Origin of the sequence: Lentzea sp. HUAS TT2 (assembly GCF_051853195.1) — a bacterium.
In the GTDB taxonomy this organism is placed as follows: domain Bacteria; phylum Actinomycetota; class Actinomycetes; order Mycobacteriales; family Pseudonocardiaceae; genus Lentzea.
The window spans coordinates 8,407,752-8,429,900 of the sequence record NZ_CP196667.1 but is presented as its reverse complement, the minus strand read 5'-3'; the positions used below and the strand labels follow the sequence as shown (position 1 = coordinate 8,429,900).

Annotated in this window: 17 protein-coding genes; 11 read left to right on the top strand and 6 right to left on the bottom strand. The window is 71.0% G+C overall.

Annotation, left to right across the window (positions count from 1 at the left end; genetic code table 11):
- Window positions 1-92: 92 nt before the first annotated feature.
- From ACSHWB_RS39960 to ACSHWB_RS39945, 4 genes are all read left to right on the top strand, one after another.
- Complete coding sequence (locus tag ACSHWB_RS39960; protein ID WP_439658511.1) at window positions 93-1,640, top strand: PucR family transcriptional regulator; 1,548 nt, start codon at window positions 93-95, stop codon at window positions 1,638-1,640.
- An 84-nt stretch (window positions 1,641-1,724) separates the two neighbouring features.
- Window positions 1,725-2,978 carry an NAD(P)/FAD-dependent oxidoreductase gene (locus tag ACSHWB_RS39955; RefSeq protein ID WP_439658510.1) on the top strand — a complete coding sequence of 418 codons (1,254 nt, stop codon included), beginning with the start codon at window positions 1,725-1,727 and terminating at the stop codon, window positions 2,976-2,978.
- A gap of 7 nt (window positions 2,979-2,985) precedes the next feature.
- Window positions 2,986-3,165, top strand: a complete 180-nt coding sequence (locus tag ACSHWB_RS39950) for a hypothetical protein (RefSeq protein ID WP_439658509.1) — start codon at window positions 2,986-2,988, stop codon at window positions 3,163-3,165.
- Between the two features lie 124 nt (window positions 3,166-3,289).
- Window positions 3,290-3,757, top strand: coding sequence for a GreA/GreB family elongation factor (locus tag ACSHWB_RS39945; RefSeq protein ID WP_439658508.1), 468 nt, complete (start codon window positions 3,290-3,292; stop codon window positions 3,755-3,757).
- Window positions 3,758-3,769: 12 nt separating this feature from the next.
- On the opposite strand, the gene ACSHWB_RS39940 is transcribed toward ACSHWB_RS39945, so the two are convergent.
- Both ACSHWB_RS39940 and ACSHWB_RS39935 read right to left on the bottom strand, forming a co-directional pair.
- Entirely contained in the window at window positions 3,770-4,615 is an 846-nt protein-coding gene (locus ACSHWB_RS39940) for a peptidoglycan-binding domain-containing protein (RefSeq protein ID WP_439658507.1), read from the bottom strand.
- 120 nt (window positions 4,616-4,735) lie between these two features.
- Window positions 4,736-7,930, bottom strand: a complete 3,195-nt coding sequence (locus ACSHWB_RS39935; protein WP_439658506.1) for a BTAD domain-containing putative transcriptional regulator — start codon at window positions 7,928-7,930, stop codon at window positions 4,736-4,738.
- A 214-nt stretch (window positions 7,931-8,144) separates the two neighbouring features.
- Between ACSHWB_RS39935 and ACSHWB_RS39930 the strand changes: the two genes are divergently transcribed.
- A complete protein-coding gene (locus ACSHWB_RS39930; protein ID WP_439658505.1) occupies window positions 8,145-8,753 on the top strand; it encodes a DUF998 domain-containing protein in 609 nt (202 codons plus the stop codon).
- Here ACSHWB_RS39930 and ACSHWB_RS39925 read toward each other — a convergent pair whose 3' ends face one another.
- A complete protein-coding gene (locus ACSHWB_RS39925; RefSeq protein ID WP_439658504.1) occupies window positions 8,754-10,025 on the bottom strand; it encodes an extracellular catalytic domain type 1 short-chain-length polyhydroxyalkanoate depolymerase in 1,272 nt (423 codons plus the stop codon).
- 223 nt (window positions 10,026-10,248) lie between these two features.
- On the opposite strand from ACSHWB_RS39925, the gene ACSHWB_RS39920 reads away from it, so the two are divergent.
- Window positions 10,249-10,959 (top strand): ThuA domain-containing protein, encoded by a 711-nt coding sequence (locus ACSHWB_RS39920; RefSeq protein ID WP_439658503.1) that lies wholly within the window; start codon window positions 10,249-10,251, stop codon window positions 10,957-10,959.
- Window positions 10,929-12,026 carry a Gfo/Idh/MocA family protein gene (locus ACSHWB_RS39915; RefSeq protein ID WP_439658502.1) on the top strand — a complete coding sequence of 366 codons (1,098 nt, stop codon included), beginning with the start codon at window positions 10,929-10,931 and terminating at the stop codon, window positions 12,024-12,026. Before ACSHWB_RS39920 ends, ACSHWB_RS39915 begins: the two co-directional genes overlap by 31 nt.
- 1 nt (window position 12,027) lies before the next feature.
- Here the strand turns inward: ACSHWB_RS39915 and ACSHWB_RS39910 are convergent, their stop codons facing one another.
- Together ACSHWB_RS39910 and ACSHWB_RS39905 are read right to left on the bottom strand one after the other, a co-directional pair.
- Window positions 12,028-13,566 (bottom strand): serine/threonine-protein kinase, encoded by a 1,539-nt coding sequence (locus ACSHWB_RS39910; protein ID WP_439658501.1) that lies wholly within the window; start codon window positions 13,564-13,566, stop codon window positions 12,028-12,030.
- A gap of 87 nt (window positions 13,567-13,653) precedes the next feature.
- Window positions 13,654-15,954 carry an ATP-binding protein gene (locus ACSHWB_RS39905; protein ID WP_439658500.1) on the bottom strand — a complete coding sequence of 767 codons (2,301 nt, stop codon included), beginning with the start codon at window positions 15,952-15,954 and terminating at the stop codon, window positions 13,654-13,656.
- 47 nt (window positions 15,955-16,001) lie between these two features.
- On the opposite strand from ACSHWB_RS39905, the gene ACSHWB_RS39900 reads away from it, so the two are divergent.
- From ACSHWB_RS39900 to ACSHWB_RS39890, 3 genes are read left to right on the top strand one after another with little or no spacing between them, the layout of a single operon-like run.
- Window positions 16,002-17,924 carry a PP2C family protein-serine/threonine phosphatase gene (locus ACSHWB_RS39900; RefSeq protein ID WP_439658499.1) on the top strand — a complete coding sequence of 641 codons (1,923 nt, stop codon included), beginning with the start codon at window positions 16,002-16,004 and terminating at the stop codon, window positions 17,922-17,924.
- Window positions 17,921-18,358, top strand: a complete 438-nt coding sequence (locus ACSHWB_RS39895) for a response regulator (protein WP_439658498.1) — start codon at window positions 17,921-17,923, stop codon at window positions 18,356-18,358. Before ACSHWB_RS39900 ends, ACSHWB_RS39895 begins: the two co-directional genes overlap by 4 nt.
- A 33-nt stretch (window positions 18,359-18,391) precedes the next feature.
- Window positions 18,392-19,009, top strand: a complete 618-nt coding sequence (locus tag ACSHWB_RS39890; RefSeq protein WP_439658497.1) for a biliverdin-producing heme oxygenase — start codon at window positions 18,392-18,394, stop codon at window positions 19,007-19,009.
- Here the strand turns inward: ACSHWB_RS39890 and ACSHWB_RS39885 are convergent.
- A complete protein-coding gene (locus ACSHWB_RS39885; protein WP_439658496.1) occupies window positions 18,944-19,951 on the bottom strand; it encodes a magnesium and cobalt transport protein CorA in 1,008 nt (335 codons plus the stop codon). The two genes, ACSHWB_RS39890 and ACSHWB_RS39885, sit on opposite strands and share 66 nt — an antisense overlap.
- A gap of 166 nt (window positions 19,952-20,117) precedes the next feature.
- Here ACSHWB_RS39885 and ACSHWB_RS39880 point away from each other — a divergent pair, with 166 nt between their 5' ends.
- Window positions 20,118-22,106, top strand: a complete 1,989-nt coding sequence (locus ACSHWB_RS39880; RefSeq protein ID WP_439658495.1) for an amino acid transporter — start codon at window positions 20,118-20,120, stop codon at window positions 22,104-22,106.
- Window positions 22,107-22,149: the final 43 nt, after the last annotated feature.

Genomic DNA, 22,149 nt, shown 5'->3' with positions numbered 1-22,149 from the left:
TCTCGGGCCCCAGGTCAGGCCGGCCGGTCGGAGGTGCTCGCCGAGGTCACGGCCTCTACGGTGGCGTCAGAGGTGGGGCAGGGAGCGTTCGCATGGTGAGGCTGGACCGGCTGGTCAACGTGCTGGGCGGGTACGGGGTCCGGCTGTGTTGCTGCCCGGTGCCGCGATCCGCAGAGCTGCGTGGGGTCGTGCTGCGGGATGCCGCGGACGACCGAGCCGAGGTCGGCGACGTGTACCTCGCCGTCGGTGCCGGGTCCGTGGCCGAGGCCGTGCGCGCGGCGGTGTCGGCGCGGTCCGTCGTGGTGCTCGTCCGGGGCGGCGAGGAGTTCCTGGCGGACGCCGTCGCGGTGGGGGAGTCCGAGGGGGTCGCGGTGATGCTGGCGGACCCGGCGCTGTCGTGGAGCCAGCTGGCGGGGGTGGTCTACGGCCTGGTGCTCGAAGGCCGCGAGACCGAGTCGGGACGGGGTCCCACCGACCTGTTCGCGCTGGCGGACAGCCTGGCCGCGGCCACCGGTGGCGCGGTGACGATCGAGGACCGGCTGTCACGCGTGCTGGCCTACTCCGGCCCTCAGCAGGAGGTCGACGCGGCCCGGCTGGAGACCATCATGGGCCGGGAGGTGCCCGCGTGGGTTCGCGAGCTGTTCGACGCGGCGGGTGTGCGGACGCACCTGCTCGGGTCCGATGAGCCGCTCTTCGTCCTCGGGGAGCCCGCGCGCGGACTGACCGGGCGGATGGTGGTCGCGGTCAGGGTGGGCAGGGAGTTGCTCGGGGCGATCTGGGTCGCGTGCCCGGCCCCGCTGGAAGGTGCCCGGCGCACCGCGTTGACCGACGGCGCCCGGATCGTGGCGCTGCACCTGTTGCGACTGCGGGCCAGTGCCGATCTGGAACGCCAGGTGGAGTCGGAGTGGGTGATCCGGTTGCTGGAGGGCACGGCGGACGCCGCGACGGTGATCAGCCAGCTCGGGCTGCCTCCCGGACCCGCCAGAGTGGTCGCGGTGCGGGCGCACGTCGGGGACGAGCGGCACGCGGCGGTGTTGCTGGCGTTCGAACAGGCGACCGTCGGGTTCGGCTGGTCGCGGCCGGGACGAAGCACGGTGGCGGGCAACACCGTCTACACGATCCTGCCGGGCGAGAAGGTCTCCGCGGCGAGGGAGTGGCTGGAGGCGTTGCGGTCGGCGCTCCCCGAGAACGTCACCACGTCGGCGGGGATCAGCGCGATCGCCGAGCCCGCGGACCTGCCCGCCGGTCGGCAGGAGGCGGACGAGTGCCTGGCGTTGCACGAGATGCGGGCCGCGGACACGGCTCCGCCCGCCTACGACGAGTCGTGGGACGAGATCCTGCTGCAACGTCTGCGCACAGCGGCACGGGTCGGCCGGGCGCCGGCCCGCGGTCCCGTGGCCGACCTGCGCAAGCACGACGCTGAACACGGCACCGACCACGTCGCGACGTTGCGCGCCTGGCTGGAGGCACAGGGCGATCTGGCGGTGGCCGGCGAGCGGCTCGGCGTGCACGGCAACACGGTGCGCAACCGGCTGCGCAAGATGGGCGAGGTGACGAACCTCGGGGTGGACGACGCCGCCAAGCGGGTCGCGATGCTGATCGACCTCGCGGCGACGGTGTCGGAAACCGACAATCGCTGAGCGGCGATTGTGGAGAACGGACAACCGGTTCGACCCCTGTCCGCCGCATCCTGGAATCGGGACGAGCGATGACAGGAGGTCGGGATGGACGAGCGCCTTGACGGCGGTCCGCGTTCAGCGGTGGTGGTCGGTGCGGGCGTTGTGGGCCTGTCCACGGCGTGGTTCCTGCAGGAGCGCGGTGTCGAGGTGACCGTCGTCGACCGGACCGGGGTCGCGGCCGGCGCGTCCTGGGGCAACGCCGGGTGGATCGCACCCGGACTGGCGATCCCGCTGAACGAACCGTCGGTGCTGCGCTACGGGCTGCGGTCCCTGTTCAAACCGGACGCACCGCTGCACATCCCGCTGACCGCGGATCCGAGACTCTGGTCGTTCCTGGTGCGCTTCGGCGCGCACTGCCGGTGGCCGTCGTGGACCAGGGCGGTGAAGGCGAACCTGCCCCTCAACGAGGAGAGCATCGAAGCCTACGACGTGATGACCGCCAACGGCGTCGAAGCGCCCACGATCGATGCCCCGATCACCGCGGTCTTCACCTCTCCCGCTCAGGCGCGAGGTCTGCTGCGCGAGCTGGAAAGGCTTGCGGAGGCCGGACAACAGGTCGACCACACCGAACTGTCCACATCGGACTTGCGGGAACAGGTCCCACTGGCGTCGACCGCCCTCGTCACCGGTGTGCGCATCGACGGGCAGCGTTTCGCCGACCCCGGCGGCTTCGTGCAGGCACTGGGTCGTGCCGTGGTCGCCCGTGGTGCCACGATCCGTTCTCTGGAGGTGGCCGACATCCTGCCGGACAACGGCGGTGTCACCGTGCGTGCGAAGGACGGCGACGCCGTCTCCGCGGACGTGGCGGTGCTGGCCACCGGTGCCTGGCTGCCGAAACTCGCCGCACGAGCCGGTGTTCGCACACCGGTCCAGGCAGGCCGCGGGTATTCGTTCACCGTGCCCACGCGGAGACCTGTCCACGGCCCGGTCTACCTGCCGGAGGTGCGCGTGGCGTGCACTCCTTACCAGGGCGGCCTTCGCGTCGCGGGCACCATGGAGTTCCGCGGGCCGGACGCGCCGTTGGACGAGGCGCGGGTGGACGCGATCATCGCCTCCGTCCGGCCGTTGCTCGACGAGGTGTGGTGGGAGGACCGGACCGACGTCTGGGTGGGTCCCCGTCCGGTCACCCCGGACGGTCGCGCGCTCATCGGTGCGACCCGCACACCGGGCGTCTACGTCGCGGGCGGGCACGGCATGTGGGGCCTGGCCCAGGGGCCGGTCACCGGACGGTTGCTGGCGGAGCAGATCACCACCGGCAAACAGCCCGCCGCCCTGCGCGAGTTCGACCCGCTCCGGTGACCGCCGCGTGGAACCCGACCACCCCGATCCGCCGCTGACCGGCGGCGAGCGAGCCGAACTCCTGTGGCTGCGCAAGGAGAACGACTTCCTCCGCGTGCAGCGCGACATCCTCATGGGCGTTGCCACCGGTTACGCCCACGACTTCGAGGCGATGCGGCGCCGCGACGACGGCCGGCGCCACCACTGACCCCTTTCCTGTCCGTGCGGGTCGCGGGTCGACGAACCCGGCCCGCACGGACGCCCCGCCGTCAGGGCGGCACCTCCCCCCCAGGCCGCCCTGACGGCACTTCTTCCTGCCACGGAGGCACAACATGACGCGTACGACCCCGCGCGTGTGGCTGACCCCGCAGGCGCACCACCGGCTCCGCAACGAACTGATGACCCTGCTCTCGCCGGTGCGCAGCCGCCTGGGCGAGGAGTCCGGCGAGTCCGGCTTCCTGTCCCAGCGGGACCGGGAGGCGCGCATCCACCAGATCAAGGACCTGCTCACCGACGCGATCGTGGGCCAGGATCCGCCGGACGACGGCATCGCCGAACCCGGCATGGTGCTCACCGTCAGTTTCGACGACACGGGGGAGACCGAGACGTTCCTGCTGGGCGCCCGCGGTGCGGAGCACGGCACGATCGAGGTCTACTCGCCGGACTCCCCACTGGGAGCGGCCGTGAACGGTGCCCGCCGAGGAGAGCAGCGCGCCTACCGGACTCCCAGCGGCACCACCGTCCGCGTCACCGTGCTGAACGCGGTGCCCTACGGCCGGGCGCGAGAAGTGGGGCCGTGACGGGACTTCTGGTCAGCGCGTGCGCTGGTACTCCTCCCACGTCCGGATCGTGATCCGGGGACCGTCGTCGGGACGGTGGTTGGCGAGGCCGTTGAAGCCGAGGTAGTAGTCACCGACCTGGTTCTGGGCCTGGGTGGCCTGGTCGGTGTCGTTGATCGCCACCGCGTGGATGTGCCACGGCCAGTCGCCCTGGGACGGGCTGCGGACCCAGGCGGCGAAGCCGACCTGGCGCAGTGCACGGGCGACGGCGGTGCGGGTGTCGGCGGACATGCCCTCGACGTGGATGTCCACGACGCCGCCGCCGTCGTGCGTGCCCGCGGAGGTCGGGTCGCCGCCGGGGTTGTAGGAACCCTGCGACAGCACGAGGCGGCGCCCCAGCAGCCGTTCGGCCTCGGTGAGCATCGCCTGGGTGCGGGTGTTGACCACGTACCCGTCGCGCTGGACCTTCGCGCCTGGTTTGAGCACGTTGGAGACGGTGAACCTGTTCTGCCCGAGCGTGGTCAGCGAGCTCGGCCCGGGCAGCCCGTTCGCGGCCAGTCCGGTGTATCCGAGCGAACGCTGGTAGGCCGCGTACGCCGAGATGGTGGTGGTGCCGAAGTAGCCGTCGACCCAGCGGGCGTCCAGCAGGTTGCGTGCCTGGAGCGCCCGCTCGACGGCCAGCACGGAGTCCTTTGCGCCTGGCGTCAGCGTGTCGTCGGCGCGCCGGGGGTCGATCTGGGCGGCCAGGACGGTGGCCTCCATGTTGACCACGGGCAGCGCGGCGGCGGCTTCGGGTGAAGCCTGCGTCGTCAGGCAGCCCAGGACAGCGGAAGCCGCCAGTGCCGTGATGGCACCGTGGGTCTTCATCTTCGTCTTCATGGGGTGTTGCTTTCCATTCGCTCAAAGCCCGGCCTCGGTCCAGCGCCGGGAATCGTGTGCGTGCGCTTGTCGTGTCGGGACAAGGCTCGGGCATGGCGCTGACAAAGCTCTGACACGGCGCTACAGCCCTGTCCGGCCTAGCGTGCCGCTCAGTCGGGACGCTTCCTCGCCGCTGAGCTCCCATCCGTCCGCGTAGGCTGCGGAGAACTCCTTCTCGCCCAGCACGTCCCGGCCCCGACGGGTGAGTTCGAGGATCTGCGGGTCTGTGCGGTCGTGCGTGCCCCGCAGCCGTGTAGCGGCACCGAGCAGTGCGGCGGCTTCGTGGTGTTGCCCGAGTGCCTGCGCACGCGCCGCAGCGGTGATCGTCACGAGTGAGACGATCGGTAGTTCGCGAGTGGACAGTGCTGCTTCGTGCGCCGCCGACAGCCACGCTTCCGCGCCGGGTACGTCGCCCGCCGCCAGACACCATGTGGCGCGTGCGTTGCTGACCAGCGTCCGGGTGTGGGGATTGGCGTTGTGCAGATCGCGTTCGGCGTCGACGAGCAACTCCTCCGCCTTGTCCAGCTCGCCGAGTCTCACCCGGAGTTCGGCCTCCCTCGCGTTGACGACGACCAGCATCTCCGCCGAGGCCGCCTTGGTCGCTCGCTGCCGGGCCGAGTCGATCAACTCCACCGCCAGGTCGATTTCACCTCGCCGGTGGTGCAGGTCGGTCCAGCGCAGATCGCGGTAGAGCCGGTCGGCCAGGCTCAGCGACCCGAACTCGTCGGCCAGCGTCTCGGCCTCGCGCAGGTCGGCGAGGGCACCGCCGAGGTCGTCGTAGCGGCGCAGCCGGGCGCGCTGGGAGAGCACGGCTGCCCGCCCCCAGCTGTCGCCTGCCCGCCCGAAGCTGCCCAGGGCCGCGTCCACGTGGCAGCGAGTCCGTTCGAGGTCGCCGGAGTTCTCGGCGATCTCGGCCTGGAACAGGTGGGCGAGCCCGGCCAGCCACACGTCGTCCCCGTCGGCCAGGCGCCGGAAGTGGTCGAGCGCGGCCTCCTGGTCGTGCAGGAAGAGCAGGACGGGACCGAACACCCGGTACTGGCCGGGCAGCTCCCGGTGCGAAAGGAGCCGGTGGGCGAGCCCCAGGGCGTCCTCGCTGCCGGCGACGTCGCTGGAGGCGATCCCTGACAGGGAGTCCGCCCGATTGATCAGGTGGACGGCCAGGGCGCAGTCCCGTTCCGGCGTGGACTCCGCACCCGGCAGTGCCAGCACCTCGCTGAGCCAGTCGGAGCCGTCGGCGTGCCGGCCGGACATCTCCCAGAACCAGACCAGGGACAGGGCGAGGGTGATCGCCCCCGCGGAGTCGTGAGTGACGCACAGGTGGCGCAGCGCGGCGAGTGCGTTGTGGTGTTCGGCGTTGATGTCCCGCAGGGCCGCCAGCTGGTCGGGGCCGCGCAGCCGGGCGTCGTGGTGGGCCATCACCGCGATGGAGTGCGCGGAGGCCGAATCGCGGGTCGTGTCCAGCTCTCCGCTCTCGGTGAGCCTGCTGACGCCGTACTCGCGGATGGTCTCGAGCATCCGATGGCGGCCGGCACCGGCGGCGAGCTGCAGCAGGGACCTGTCGACGAGAGCGGCGAGCAGGCCGGGGACCTCTGCCGCGGGCACGGCGGTGTCCGCGCACACCGCCGCTGCCGATGCGGTCGTGATGCCGCCGGGCAGCACGGAGATCCTTTCCGCGACCGTGCGCTCGTGCTCGCCGAGCAGGTTCCAGCTCCAGGCGACGACCGCGTGGAGTGTGCGGTGGCGGGGAACCGCTGTGCGGCTTCCCGTGGCGAGCAACCGGAACCGGTCGGACAGCCCGTCCGCCAGTTCTGTCAGCGACAACGTGCGCAGCCGGGCGGCAGCCAGTTCCAGGGCCAACGGCATCCCGTCCAGGCCGCGGACGATCCTCACGACGTCGGACAGCGTGGTCTCGTCCACCTCGAAGCCGGGCCGCACGGCACCGGCGCGGTCGGTGAACAGGCGCACGGAGGCCGCCGTCCTGGCTCGGTCGAGGCTGTCGTGCGGTTCCGGCAGCGCGAGGGGACCGAGTGGCACCAGGACCTCCCCGTCGACGGCGAGGGGTTCGCGGCTGGTCGCGAGCACGCGCAGACCGGGGCAGCGGGTCAGCAGCCTCACGACGAGATGCGCCACGACGTCGATGACGTGCTCGCAGTTGTCGACCAGCAGGAGGCATTCCCGCCCGCTGAGCTCGCCGATGAGCAGATCCAGTTCGTCACCCTCGCGGGGCCTGCGGGAGTCGAGCATCGTGCCGCCGCGCAGCCCTATCCCGGCGAGCACGGCCCCGGCGGTCTTCGCGGGATCGGCCACCGACGCGAGGTCGATCATCCACGTGCCGTCGCGGCGTTCGTGGCGGCGGGCGGCCTCCACGGCCAAGCGCGTCTTGCCCGCGCCGCCGGTGCCCAGCACGGTGACCAGCCGGCTGGAGGTGAGCAGTGCGGCGATCCGAGCCAGGTCCTCGTCACGCCCGATGAAGCTGGTCAGCGGCTCGGGAAGGGTGCTGTGGCCGGCAGGTGCGGTGGCGTGCGGGGCAGAACGCAGCAAACGCAGATGGCGTTCCTTCAACGCGCTTCCGGGGTCCGCACCGAGGAGGCCGGCGAGGTTCTCGCGCACCCGTTCGTACAGCGCCAGCGCTTCGGCCTGACGGCCCTGGAGGGTCAGCGCGTCCATCAGCAGAGCGGCCGCCCGCTCGTGGATCTGCTGTTCGTGCACCACGCCGGTGAGCCGCGCCTCGGCCGCTTCGGCCTGCCCCAGAGCGAGTTCCGCGTCGGCGAGGTCGATGGTCGCGTCGATCGACGCACGGGCCAATCGGACCGCGGTCGCCGGCGCCACCGCGGCGACGACAGCGGGTTCGGAGCCGGGGCGGTCACCCCACAACGCCAGGGCCTCGGCGAGCGTGGCACCCGCGGATGCCGGGTCTCCCGCGGACAGCCTCCGCCGGCCGGAGGCGACGAGCAGTTCGAAGCGCGGTACGTCGACCTCCGCGGCGTCCACGGCCAGCCGGTACCCGTCCGCTGCCCGGACGACCACCTCACCCGGACCGAGCGCGCGCCGCAGCCGGGAGACCAGCATCTGCAAGGCGGAGGAGGGGCTCGACGGTGGCTCGTCGCCCCAGACCGCGTCGACCAGGACAGCGGGCTCGACCGCGCGCCCGCCCGCCAGCGCCAGCCGCACGAGCAGGCTCCGCAGGCGGGTGCCGGGAACGTGCAGGGGCACGTCGCCGCGGGAGACCGCCAACTCGCCGAGCAGGGTGACGCGGAGCCGTGCGCGGCTGTCCATTGGGGGATCTTCGCGCGTCCGGCCGCGGTGACCCAAACCAGGACGTCCCGTGTCAGCGCGATGTTGGTCCCGTGTTAGCGGCCCGCCCCATCCTTCGCAGGTCGTATGACCATCGATCAGCAGGGGGAGAACCTTGGCCGACAACGTGCTCGGAACCGTTGCCCACCCAAAGCCTCAGTCACCTTCCGCGCCGCGGAACCGCAGGGCGGGAACGGTGCTCATAGCCAGCGCGGGCGTCTACTTCGCCGCCGAGTTCATCGCCGCGGCGGCGTGGACGGACCCGCCCTACAGCTACACCCACCACTTCATCAGCAACTTGGGGGTCCACGGCCCGACGGTCGCGTTCGGTCAGTTCATGTACTCACCGCTCGCATGGGTCATGAACACGGGGTTCGTCCTCTTCGGACTCATCGCGCTGACGGGTGTCGTGCTGCTGCGAGGCCTGCCCGGCAAGCGCCGCCGGCTGTCCGTCCTCCTGGCGGTCCTGCTGGCGGCGGGCGGTGTCACCCTGGGGTTCTTCCCGGGATCCGGTGAGACGGCCGGCAGCGGGACCGACTACCACGGCTTGGGTGCCTTCGCGGCGTTCTTCAGCGGCAACCTGCTCTCGATCCTCATCGGAGGGGCGTACCGGGCCCTGGGCTTCTCCCGACGGCTGGGGATCGGTCTGAAGGTGGCCGGCGTCTGCGGCCTGCTGTCGATCCCGGCCTACATGGCCGTACTCGCCTCGGAGGCCGGGATCCTCATCGGTCTCGTGGAACGGGGCATCGTCGACCCGTTCCTGGTCGGGTTCCTCGTCGTGGGAGCGGCACTGCGCAGAACCTGATCAGGAAGAGGTCGTGCAGGTCGCGCCGTTGAGGGTGAACGACGACGGCGCGGCCGCGTTACCGGTGTGGCCGGCCTGGAACCCGATGTCGACGGACCTGCCGGGCGGGATCGTGCCGTTGTACCCGGCGTTGCGCGCGGTGACCTGTCCGCTGGACGGCGAGTAGGTCGCGTTCCAGCCGGAGGTGATGCTCTGCCCGCTCGCCAAGGTGAAGACGAGCGACCACCCGTTGATCGCGGCGGTGCCGTTGTTGGTGATGGCGAGGCTCGCGGTCAGGCCGTTGTTCCAGGCGTTGACGGTCGTCTTCACGCCGCACGTGCCCGGCACCGGAGGGTCGGGGTCGGGATCGGGGGTGCCGGTGATGCCGAAGAACTCGAGCGCGGCGGCGGCCATCCCGGACGACGGCAGGCTGTGCCCGGCGCCCTGGATGCTGTAGGCCTCGACCTTGTCGCTGTAGCGGCTGCGGTTCCAGCCGGCTCGCGGGGTGTCGGTGGACGTCGGTGTCTGGCTCAGGCCGAACACGTTGGTCCACTGCTCGACTTCCTCCTGCAGCAACGAGTACGGGACGAGCGTGTCCGCGGTGCCGTGCCACAGCTGCATCCGCGGACGGGTGCCGGTGTAGCCGGGGTAGGCCTGCCGGACGAGGTCGCCCCACTGCTGCGGGGTGCGGTTCGCGCCGCCGTTGCCGGTGCACCTGCTGCTGCCCGGCGGGTAGTCGGCGGCGTTGGCGAAGCAGGAGAAGGGCACGCCCATGAACGCCGCACCCGCCTTGAAGACGTCCGGGTAGAGGGCGAGCATCTCGTTGGTCATCATGCCGCCGGAGGACGACCCGGTGGCGAAGACGCGGCCGGGGTCGCCGCCGTAGCGCTGCTGGACGTAGGTCACCATCGAGACGATCGACACCGGGTCGCTGCCGCCACCGCGCCGCTTGGCGGCGTCGGACCAGGTGTCGAAGCACTTGCCGAACCCGGCTTCCTGTTGCGCGCTCGGGTAGATGACGACGAACCCGTACCGGTCGGCGAGCGAGGCGAACTCGCTGCCGGAGTAGAAGCCGGGGCCGGAGCCGCCGCAGCCGTGCATGGCGACCACGATCGCGGGACTCGCGGGGCGGGTGTCCGGCACGTAGACGTGCATGCGCATCCCGCCGGGGTTGTCGCCGAAGCCGGTCACCTCCACCAGCGAGGCGGCGGAAGCCGTTGGTGTCACCAGGATTCCGGCGACGGTGAGCAGGGCGACGACGAGGGTCGCGAGAGTTGATCTGCGTGTGGTCAAGGCCGACCTCCGGTCAGGGATTCCGGAACCGGGGGCCGAAAGTATTCAGATCGGTGACGGTCGTCAACTTTTTGCCGAACGAAGTCGATGAGGCCTTCGACGAACGTGCCGTGTGAGATGGGCGAACGTCCACGGCCCGTGTCGAATCCGTTGTGCGCGATCTTGACCAGCGGTGACGTGCACGGCAATGTGCAGTGCGGACAGCGTTTTCCAGGGGGTGGGCGTGGCACAGCCGAAGGCACTGGTGGTCCGCGGTGGATGGGTGGGTCACCAGCCGGTGAAGGCCACCGAGTTGTTCATCCCGTTCCTGGAACAGGGCGGCTATGCCGTGCGGGTCGAGGAGTCGACCGAGGTGTACGCCGACGCCGCCGAGATGGCGCGCACCGACCTGATCGTGCAGTGCGTGACGATGTCGCAGATCACCGCCGGGCAACTGGCAGGGCTGCGCGCGGCGGTCGAGGCCGGTACCGGGTTCACCGGCTGGCACGGTGGCATCGCGGACTCGTTCCGCGCGTCGTCGGACTACCTGCACCTGGTGGGCGGCCAGTTCGTCACGCACCCCGGCAAGGAGCCGTGCGAGCGCCAGGGCGAGCAGGAGGACAACTTCCTGCCGCACGAGGTGAACATCACCGCCCTCGGCCGGGAGCATCCGATCACCGCCGGCATCGAGGACTTCGAACTGGTCACCGAGCAGTACTGGGTGCTGCACGACGACCTGGTCGACGTGCTGGCCACCACGACCCACCCGACCCGGCCGTGGCATCCGTGGCACCGGCCGGTCACCTGCCCGGCGATCTGGACCCGCCGGTGGGGTGCCGGGAGGATCGTGGTGACGACGCCGGGGCACAGCCTCGACGTGCTGGAGCACCCCAGCGTCCGAGCCGTCATCACGAGGGGGATGTCGTGGGCGACCCGCACCGCGTCGGAATCGTAGGTCTCGGCTTCATCTCCCAGGCGTACCTGGACACGCTGCGCAGCCACCCCGCGGTGCGCATCACCGCGGTCGCCGACCTCGACCCGACCCGCTCGGCAGCGGTCGCGGCCGAGCTCCCGGGCGCCGAGGCGGTCAGCGTCGAGCACCTGCTCGGTGGGGACGTCGACACGGTGCTCAACCTGACCATCCCCGCGGCGCACGCCGAGATCGCGCTCCGTGCGATCGACGCCGGCAAGAACGTCTTCGTGGAGAAACCACTGGCCGTCACGTTCCCGGACGGCAGAGAGATCATCGACCGGGCCGCCGCAGCCGGTGTCCAGGTCGGGTGCGCACCGGACACCGTTCTCGGCACTGGTACGCAGACCGCGCGGGCGGCGATCGACAGAGGGCTGATCGGACGCCCGCTCTCCGCCTCGGCCGTGATGGTCACGCCGGGGCACGAACTCTGGCACCCCAACCCCGACTTCTACTACACCGCAGGCGGCGGCCCGTTGCTGGACATGGGGCCGTACTACATCACCGCGCTGGTCCACCTGCTCGGCCCGGTGCGCGCGGTGGTCGGCGCGGCCAGTCGCCTGCGCACCGAGCGCGTCATCGGTTCCGGCGCGCGGACGGGCCAGCGCATCCCGGTCGAGGTCGACAGCCACGTCTCCGGCGTGCTCGAACACGTCAACGGCGCGCTCTCCACCATCACGACCAGTTTCGACGGCGTGGCCACCACCGCCGCGCCGATCGAGGTGCACGGCGAGCTCGGCACGCTCGCGGTCCCGGACCCGAACCACTTCGACGGCGAGTCCCGGTTCTTCCCGCTCGGCGGCACAGAATGGCGATCCCTTCCCTCCAACGCGGGCTACACGGGCGCAGGGCGGGGAATCGGCCTCCTCGACCTCGTCACGGCCGCTGGGCAGCGGGCACCGCGCGCCGGCGGTGAGCTCGCGCTGCACGTGCTCGAGACGATGACCGCGCTGCTCCGGGCGGCGGACGAGGGGCGGCGGATCGAGCTGACGACCACGGCGGAGCGGCCGTCGCCGGTGCCGCTCACCTCCGTGGCCGAACTGGGCGGGTGACTCAGAACGCGATCGTGCAGTTCACGACGCTGTACTTGCCCGGGACCACGTCGCGCCACTCGCGATTCCACGTGCCGCCCGCCTTGCCGCAGATCTGCGGAGCCTTCTCCCGCGCGTCGTCCTCGCCCGAGATAACGCCACCGGCGTCGATGTCCAGCACGCGTTTGGTGGTCGGCTCGAACACGAACGAGCAGGTCACCATGCTGTACTCGCCCTCGGTCTGGCCGGGGGTGAACCACGCGACGTTGAACTTGCCGCCCACCTGCTCGCAGATCGCCGGCCCCTTGGCCTGTGCCTCGTCGTTGCCGAACAGCGGGCCACCGGCGGGAATGGTCAGCAGACGCGTCGTGGTCTGGACGCTGGGCGACGGCGGGCTGGACGACGGCGGCCTGGACGACGGCGGGCTGGAGGACGGCGTGGAGACGGGCGTCGAGGAGGTGGACGGGGTGGAGGCGGAGGACGTCCAGGACCGGAACTGCGGGTACAGGGCGACTATCACCGCGGCCACGGCGAGCAGGGCGACCATCGCGATGCCCGCACCGCGCCACCCGCCGAGCCCGCGACGCGTGGCCGCCGGAGGCTGAGCGTGCTCCGGCAGCAACCGGGTGTGCTGCGGTGCTGGGACATGGGGACCCATCGGTCTCGCCATCGCGTTCGCGGCAGGCGGCGGGACGTGCTGTCGCGGGGTGGTCAAGGCCATGCGTGCTGCTGTCGCCAGTGCTCCGGCGCTGGGGTGGCGGTGCCGGGGGTCCTTGGCCAGCGCACGGGTGACGACGTCGTCGAGTCCGAGCGGCAGGCCGGGGCGGATGGCGCTGGGACGGGGCGGCGGTGTGTTGAGGTGGGCGAACATCATCGCCAGGTTGTTCTCGCACGGGAACGGTTGTTGCCCGGTGAGGAGTTCGTGCAGCACGCAGCCCAGGGCGTAGACGTCGACGGCCTTCTGGAAGGCGTCCGCGGCCAGGACCGGCTGCAACCGTTCGGGTGCCGTGTAGGCGGGGCTGCCGAGCGCGGCGTCGCCGGTGGCGGTGGTGTCGAGCGAGCTGTGGACGATGCCGAAGTCGATGAGATAGGCGAACTCGTCCGCGCCGACCCCGGCGACGATCACGTTGGAGGGCTTGACGTCGCGGTGGATCAGGTTCTCGGCGTGCGCGGCGTCGAGCGCCGCGCCGATCTGCGCGACGATGTGCACCGCGCGGGCCGGGGCCAGCGGACCTTCCCGGCGCAGGAGCGAGCCCAGGTCGAGGCCGTCGACCATGCGCATGTCGATGAACAGCTGGCCGTTGATCTCGCCGAAGTCGTGGATCGGGATGATGTGCGGCTCGCGCAGGCGGGCAGCGACCTGGGACTCACGCCGGAACCGGGCCTGGTAACCCGTGTCGGAGGCCAACGCGACCGGCAGGAGCTTCACGGCGACGGTGCGCTCTTTGACGGTGTCGTAGGCGCGATAGACCTCGCCCATGCCACCGCGGCCGAGCAACGACTCCAACCGGTACGGACCGAACATTCCCGTCGCCGAAGAAGAACTGCCGGGATCGATCACTGCGCAGAGCCTCCGGGGGAGTCACCATTCAGGCGAACGGATCCGGCCACAAGGTACCAGTCGAGTGAATGACCCGTGCTCGGAGCGTCACGTCCGCGGCAGCGTGAACACGACGGTGGTGCCCCCTCCCGGGGTGGTGCGCAGACGGATCTCTCCGCCGTGGCGTTCGACGATGCGGTGCACGATCGCCAGGCCCGCGCCGTGACCGCCTCCGTGCGCGTCCCGCTTGTGGAGCCTGCGGAACAGCCGCAGCACCTCGGTGCGGTGCTCGGGCGCGATGCCGATCCCGTTGTCGCGCACGTGCACCTCGTCCTCGGCGCCGAGCGAGATCTCCACCGTCCGCGGGTGTTCCTCGCGGGCGTACTTGCCGGCGTTCACCAGCAGGTTCACCAGCACCTCCGCCAACCGGTCGGCGTCGGCCCACACCCGCTGGCCGGCAGCCGGCAGCACGACCTCGACCTGCCGTTCCGCCAGCCTCGGGCCGGCGATCTCCAGTGCGGCCAGCACGGCGTCTCGCAGCTCGATCTCCTGGCGTCGCAACGAACCGTGGCCGAGCTGGGCGAAGTGCAGGAGCGAGTTGATCAGCTCGTCCATCCGCTGGGCCAGGCGCTGCACGGTGTCGAGCCGGCGAACCGTCGTCTCGTCGAGATCCTCCGCGTCCTCGCGGATGAACGCCGTCGAGTTGAAGATGCCGCGCAACGGTTCCTTGAGCTCGTGCGCGGCGACGTGGGCATAGGTGTCGAGGTCGCGGTTCGCGCGGCTGAGCTCGTCGTTCAACGACGCCAGGCGCGCGTGGTGCCGCAGCACCATCGTGGTGATCGCGCGGCCGAACTCGCTCGCGACCGCTTCGTCCGACGCCGTCCACGGCATGCAGTGACCGCGTGTCACGGCTTGGTAGACAGCGGACGAACCGCGGGGAGTGAGCCGTTCGCCGCGCTCACCGAGCCGGACCGGGGCGCTCGGGTCCGCCGCCCAGGTCCTGCTCGCCCTGCGTTCCGGCCGGACCCACGCGATGAGGTCCTCGGTGCCGCCGGAGAGGGCGAGCAGCAGCACGCCGCTGAGGTGCTCGGCGTGCGGTGCCATCGTGACGTCGTGCTCGGAGAGGTTGTCCGTGCTCCACACCTCTCCGGCGTTCAGGTCCGGCACGACCTCCCACAACGCGCTCAGGCCTGGCAGGAGGGCGTCTCCGGCGCTGCCGCTCACGATCGTCGTCTCGCCTTCGAGCCGCAGCACCACCGCCTCGGCGTCGATCAGCTCGTGCAGCAGGTCGACACTGGTCGAGACGGACTGCGTGATGTCGGTGCTCAGCTCCGTGACCAGCCGCGACAGCGCGGTGCGGGTGTCGTGGCGGGCCCGGGAGGTCTGCGCCTCCTCCAGCGCGGCGAGCTGGAGCGAGAGGGCGACCCCGAAGAACTCGCAGGCCGAACGCACCTCGGGGTCGAGACGCCTGGGCGTGATGCCGTGGCACGCGATGAGGCCCCACAACGAACCGGAGTGCAGCAGCGACACCGACATCGACGACGCGACCCCGATGTTGCGCAGGTACTCCAGGTGGAACGACGAGACCGTGCGCAACGCCGAGTCGGACAGGTCGAGCGGGGCGGCGGTGTCCGGCAGCACCTGGGGCAGCAGCGTGGCGGTCGCGTCGTCCACGTCGTGGATCACGCGGATCCAGTTGCGCTCGTAGAGCCGCCGCGCCTGGGGCGGGATGTCGGTCGCCGGGAACCACAGGCCCAGCCACGGCTCCAGGCCGTCGGCCACCGACTCGGCGATGACCTCGCCGGGACCGGCCTGCCCCTCGAACCGGTAGGCCACCACCCGGTCGTACCCGGTCAGCGCGCGGATCTCCGTCACCGCCGACGCGCACACGTCGACGACGGTGCGTTCGTGCTGGAGCTTGTTCAGCGACGCACGCAGGCGGGGGAAGAACTGGGAGAACCGGAACGAGTCCTGCTCCGGGCGGGGTTCGAACTCCAGCACCGTCCGGCCGTCCGCGTGGTAGACGGTGACGTCGAAGCCCTCGCCGGACGAGGGCAGGACGAGCGCGAACAGCCCGCGATCACCGGTGGGCGCGTCCAGCGTCGCGTGCACCGCCGCGACACCCTCGGCGCCGATCAGGGCCTCCACCGGGGTGCCGATCAGGGACTCCGGTGTGCTGCCGAGCACGGCGGCGGTGTTCTCGCTGGCGACCTCGACCACACCCGCGGCGTCGACCGCCAGCAACGCCCCGTAGGACTGGATGCCGCCCAGCAGGTGGATCGGCTCGGTCAGGCAGACCGTCATGTCGAACGACGTCGTGCCGGCCTCCGCCTCCGCCGCGGCGGCGCGGGCCCACTCGGGACCCAGCAGGTCCTGATCGAGACCGGGACGTTCCTGATCGTCGTGCATACTCGTTCCTGCTTCCGGCGAGCGCGTGGAGAGGGGTGCAGGACCAGATGATCGAACAAGAGTCGCCGTCCTGGCCCGACCTCCTGCACGCGTTGTGGCGTACCGCGTTCGCGGCGGGCAGCACCAAGGTCTTCGCCAAGGAACTCTACTTGGGGCTGCTGGAGCTGCCGCACGTTCGCGGCGTGCTCGGAGCCCGCATCAGCCCAGGAGGCGACGTTACCGTCGTGCGCTGGGCCGATCACGACCACGGCGTGGTGAGCGGTCCGGCGGGCCTCGCGGAGGACGTCCTCCCGTGGGTCGCGCATTCACCTGGTCTGGTGACACGCGAGTTCGGCCAGGCCAAGGTCGCGACCCTCGGCGTGGACGCGCTCTCGGCGTTCGCCCCGGAACTGGGCGCACGGGTGCGCGACGTCGGGGGGAGCGCGGTCGTCGCCGCGTCGTTCCGCGCCGCCGCGGGAGATCGGGCGCTGCTGCTCGTGTCCCTGGACCGGGAACCCGAGGAGGAGACGGTCGCGACGGCGCTCGGGCAGATCGCCGACGTCGTGATCGCGGCGGACGACCGGATCGCCGACCAGGCGCTGCTCGACAACCGGCTGGCCGCGGACGCCGTGCTGGCCGAGGTCTCGCTGCGGCTCGCCGGGTCGCTCGACGTCGAGGAGACGCTGCGGGCGATCGTGCGGATGGTGGTCCCCGGGCTCGCCGACGGCGCCGCCGTGCACGTCCGGCGCGACGACGCCCTGGTCCAGATCGCCGCCGCGCACGTCGACGTGCGCAGGGAACGCCTGCTCAACGATCACCTGCGCGACGGCAGATGGGCCGGCGTGGCGGCGCACGACGACGAGACCGACCCGATTCCCTCGCTGCTGCCGGGGGACGTGGGTCTCGACCTGATGACCAGCGCCGTCCTGCAGGCGCGGGGCCGTGTCCTCGGTGTGCTGACGTTCTTCCACCGGGACGGTTCGCGCCGGGTGCCCACCAGGGACTTCGTGCGCGACATCGCGGGACGCGCCGCGCTCGCCATCGACAACGCCACCCTCTACAGCCGGCGCCGCGCCGAGGTCGAGGAACTGCAGCGGCACCTGCTGCCCTCGGTGCTGCCTGACCCGGACGGCGTCGAGATCGCCACCGGCTACAACGTGGCAGGTCACCTGCTGGACGTCGGGGGCGACTTCTACGGGGTCGTCCAGCAGCCGGGAGACCGGTTCACCGCGCTCATCGGCGACGTGTGCGGCCGGGGTGCCGCCGCCGCTGCCCTGACGGGGCTGGCACGGCACACGGTCGAGACGATCCTGGAGGAAGGCGGCCGCCCGGAGGACGCGGTGCGCCTGCTCAACGCCAAGATGCTGCGCAACCAGGTCGGCAAGTTCCTCACGCTCGCGACGGTCACGTTCGGCACGCCGGGCGCCGGCGGCCTGCCGATTCGATCGCTGACGGCGGGCCATCCGCCACCGGTGATCATCCGCAGGGACGGAGGGGTCGAGGAGACCTCGTGCCGCGGCCAGCTGGTCGGCGTGCTCGACGAGCTGTCGTTCACCCCGGCCGACGACGTGCTCCGGCCGGGTGACTGCGTGATCCTCTTCACCGACGGTCTGGTCGAGGCGCGCGACGCGTCCGGGGCGTTCTTCGGGGACACCGACCTGGAGACGACGCTCGGGGCACTGCACGACCTGCCCCTGCCCGAGATGGCCGCCACTCTGGTCGCCGGCGACGGCCGCTACGCCGTGGACGACGACGCGGCCGTGCTGCTGATCCGCTACCGAGGCCGGCGGGTGCTCGACACGACGCTGCCGGCGGACGAGGCACGGGCGGCGGCCGTCACCGCGGTGCGGTCGCTGGGCGGTCAGGACCGGCCGGTCCGGCTCGCCGGGGCGCCGACCGGGGGAGAGGTGGCCGTCACCGTGGACGGGGACGCCGAGTGGGCGCGGATCGAGCTGCGCGGCGACGGGCAGACGTGGTGGGAGGTCCTGTGACCGCGGGCGGTGAACAGGTCGTGCTGGTGGTCGAGGACAGCGACGAGGACCGTGAGGCGATCCTGCGGGCCTTGTCGCGCTCGCACCCGGAGCTCGTGCTGGAGTTCCTCCCCGACGGCCACCTCGTCGCGGATCGGTTGCGGGACGCGACGTTGCCGCGTCCGGCACTGGTGCTGCTCGACCTGAACATGCCGGGGGTGGACGGGTACCGGGTGCTCTCCGACCTCCGCGCCGACGTGGACCCGCGACTGAACGACGTGATCGTCGTCGTGTTCACCTCGTCGACGACCTCGGCCGACATAGACCGGTGTTACGAAGCGGGAGCGGACAGCTACGTCTACAAGCCGGTGAACTTCACGTTGTTCCGCACAGTGCTGCAGGGCGCGGTCGACTACTGGAACACCAACGGTTTCGCGCGTCCTGACATGGCGTGAGAAGCGCTCCGTCCGCCGAACTAGGCTGCCGGCGTGACTCTCCTGGCCCGACTGCGCACCACCACCAGTGATGCTCACCGTGCTCTGGAGCGCGACCTGGGCTTCCTGCCGGGATCGATCTCGCTGTCGCGCTACGAGGCGGTGCTCTCCGCGTTCCTCGGGTTCCACGAGCCTTTGGAGAAAGCCCTGACGGCCTCCATCGCAGCGCACGCGGTGCCGTGGGACGTGTCGCCAGGCGCAGAACAACTGACAGCGGACCTGAGCGCGCTCGGCTGGGACTCGCCCCGCATCGCGGTGCTGCCGCGGTCTTCACCACCGGACGTCGAGGCGCTCCCGGCCCTCGTCGGCTCCCTCTACGTCGTCGAGGGGGCGAAGCTCGGCGGCCAGGTGATCAGCCGATGGGTCGGCGACGCACTCGGCTCGGCGCCGGTGTCGTTCTTCGGCGCGGACGGGAACGCCCGGCGCAGGTTCCGGCGGTTCGGAGCGATGGCGGAGGCCGTCTTACCCGCGGAGGACGTCGGATCGGCGTGCGAGGCGGCGAACCTCCACTTCTCGATGTTCCGGGACTGGCTGGCCGTGTCAGCGCTACAGCCACTTGTTGCGCTTGAGCAGCCAATACAGCACGAGGCACGCGACGAGCAGCACCCCTAGCACCAGCGGGCGCCCGTAGGTCCACCGCAGCTCGGGCATGTGGTCGAAGTTCATGCCGTACACGCCGACGCCCATGGTCGGCACCGCGACGATCGCCACCCAGGAGGAGATCTTCCGCATGTCGCTGTTGAGCTGGAGCGTCACCTTGGCGACGGTGGCGCTGAGCAGTGAGGTCAGCAGCTCGTCGAACCGGGCGATCCGTTCGGAGACCGTGGTGAGGTGGTCCTCGACGTCGCGGAGGTAGGACCGCACCTGGTCGGGCACCAACGGCGTCGAGCCCTCCACCAGCCGGTGCAACGGCGTCGAAAGAGGGGTCACCGCGCGGCGGAGTTCGAGGATCTCCCGTCGCATCAAGTACATCTGCTCGGCGCCCACGGAACTGCGAGGCGCGAACACGAGCGACTCCATCAGGTCGATGTCGGCCTCGCACGCGTCGGTGACGGCCAGGTACTCGTCCACGACGCGGTCGGCGATCGCGTGCAGCACGGCGGCGGGGCCGGTCTGCAGGCGTTCGGGTTCGGCTTCGAGTTCGGTGCGCAGGCCGTGCAGGCTGGAGTGCCGGCCGTGCCGGACGGTGAGGATGAAGTCCTTGCCGAGGAACGCCATGATCTCGCCCGTCAGCACGATCTCGTTCGCGGTCTCGGGCGACTCGTTCTCGACGTGGCAGACGGTCTTCATCGCCATGAACAGCGTGTCGTCGCGGTGGTCCAGCGTCGGGCGCCGGTGCCTGCGGACCGCGTCGTCGGCCGCTTGGTCGCGTAGGCCGCACGTCCGGGCCAGGCCGTGGAACTGGTGCTTCCGCGGCTCGAACAGGCCGATCCAGACGAACCCCTCGCCGCGGGCGCGGACCTCGGCGAGCGCGTCGGCGTGCGTCCACTCGCCGGGAAGCCGCTTGCCGGCGACGTAAACGCCGCAGTCCACGACGGTCGCCGGCTCGATCACGCCGCCAGCCTCACCCAGTGCGGGACAGCGGGGAAGGGGTCACTCGAATGCGCAGACGATTTTTACGCGATCTTGACGCCGGAGGCCTCTTCCCTTTACGTCGGCAGGACTTCACAGGAAGTTGACTCGCTCCCAAATGACTGCACACCACCACGGGGGCAAGGGCATGACCGACACGTCGCAGCAGCATGCGATACCTGAACGCGTGGACAGCCCGGTGCGCCCGGCTGCTCCCGCGACGGGGTTGGGGCGGTGGTTGCTGAAGCACCGGGTGCAGCCGGTCGTCGGGCCGGAGAGCGGTGAGGCGCACGCCGTGCCGCAGTCCTGGTGGAAGGTGATGTGCCTGACCGGCGTGGACTACTTCTCCACGCTGTCCTACCTGCCGGCCATCGCGGCGCTCGCGGCCGGCGCGGTGTCGCCGTTGGCGACGTTGCTGATCGTGGCGCTGACGTTGCTCGGGATGCTGCCGATGTACCGGCGCGTCGCGAAGGAGAGCCCGCACGGGCAGGGCTCGGTGGCGATGCTGGAGAACCTGCTGCCGTTCTGGCGCGGCAAGATCTTCGTGTTGGTGCTGCTGGGTTTCGTGGCCACGTCGTGGATCATCACGATCACGCTGTCCTCCGCGGACGCGACGGTGCACCTGCTGGAGAACCCGCTGGCGCCGGACTTCCTGCACGGGCACGCGGTCGTCGTGACCGTGGTGTTGTTGCTGGTGCTGGGCGGGGTGTTCCTGCTCGGGTTCAGCGAGGCCGTCGGCGTGGCGATTCCGCTGGTGGCGGTGTTCCTGGTGCTGAACGCCGTCGTCGTGGTCGCGGGCGTCGCGCAGGTGCTGTCCGAACCCGTCGTGCTCGACCGCTGGATGGACGCGCTGACCTCGGGCGGCGGCGGTCTCAGCGGCGTGGTCGGGCCGGCGGTCCTGGCGTTCCCCTTGCTGGTGCTCGGGCTGTCCGGCTTCGAGACCGGCGTGAGCATGATGCCGTTGGTGGCGTCGAAGGGGAAGACCGAGGAAGAGCGGCTGGAAGACCGCGTGCGCAACACCCGCAAGCTGCTCACGGTCGCCGCGCTGATCATGTCGGTGTACCTGATCGCCACCAGCTTCGTCACGACCGTGCTGATCCCGGCCGAGAAGTTCCAGGCGGGCGGCGAGGCCAACGGACGTGCGCTGGCCTACCTCGCGCACGAACTGCTCGGCGAGGGCGTCGGGACCGCCTACGACATCAGCAGCATCCTGATCCTGTGGTTCGCGGGCGCGTCGGCGATGGCGGGTCTGATCAACATCGTGCCGCGCTACCTGCCCTCGTACGGCATGGCGCCGGAGTGGTCGCGTGCGGTGCGGCCGGTGGTGATCGTCTACACGGTGATCTGCATCCTCGTCACGATCGTCTTCAACGCCGACGTCAACGCCCAGGCCGGTGCCTACGCGACGGGAATCCTGGCGATGATGGTCTCCGCGTCCGTCGCGGTCGCGATCTCCGCGATGCGCCGCCGCCGGCGGGTCGCCGCCGTCGCGTTCACCGTGCTCACGCTGATCCTGCTCTACGCGCTGGTCGAGAACGTGATCGAGAAGCCCGACGGCCTGACGATCTCGTTGTTCTTCATCCTCGGCATCATCGCGATCTCGCTGGTCTCCCGCGTCACCCGCACCACCGAGCTGCGGGTGGAGCACATCGAGTTCGACGAGGCCGCCCGCCGGTTCGTCGCCGACACGCTGGCCCACGACGGCGCCGTGACGATCATCGCCAACCGGCGGCAGGCGGGTGACGCCGCCGAGTACGCGGAGAAGGAGGCCGAGCAACGAGGGGTCAACCCCGTGCCGGGCACCGCGGACGTGATGTTCCTGGAGATCGACGTGGTGGACCCGTCGGACTTCAGCGAGGTGCTGCAGGTGCGCGGCGTGGAGATCGACGGGCACCGGATCCTGCGCGCGGACAGCCCCGCCGCGCCCAACGCCATCGCCGCGATCCTGCTGGCACTGCGCGACTGCACCGGTGTGCGGCCGCACTGCCACCTCGCCTGGAGCGAGGGCAATCCGCTCGGGCACCTCTTCCGCTACCTGCTCCTGGGCCGCGGCGACACGGCCCCGGTCGTGCGGGAGATCATCCGGGCCTGTGAACCGGATCCTGAGCGCCGGCCCGGCATCCACGTCGGAGGCTGAGCACGACGGCGTGCGCGAGCCAGGAGACAAGGTCGCATAAAGC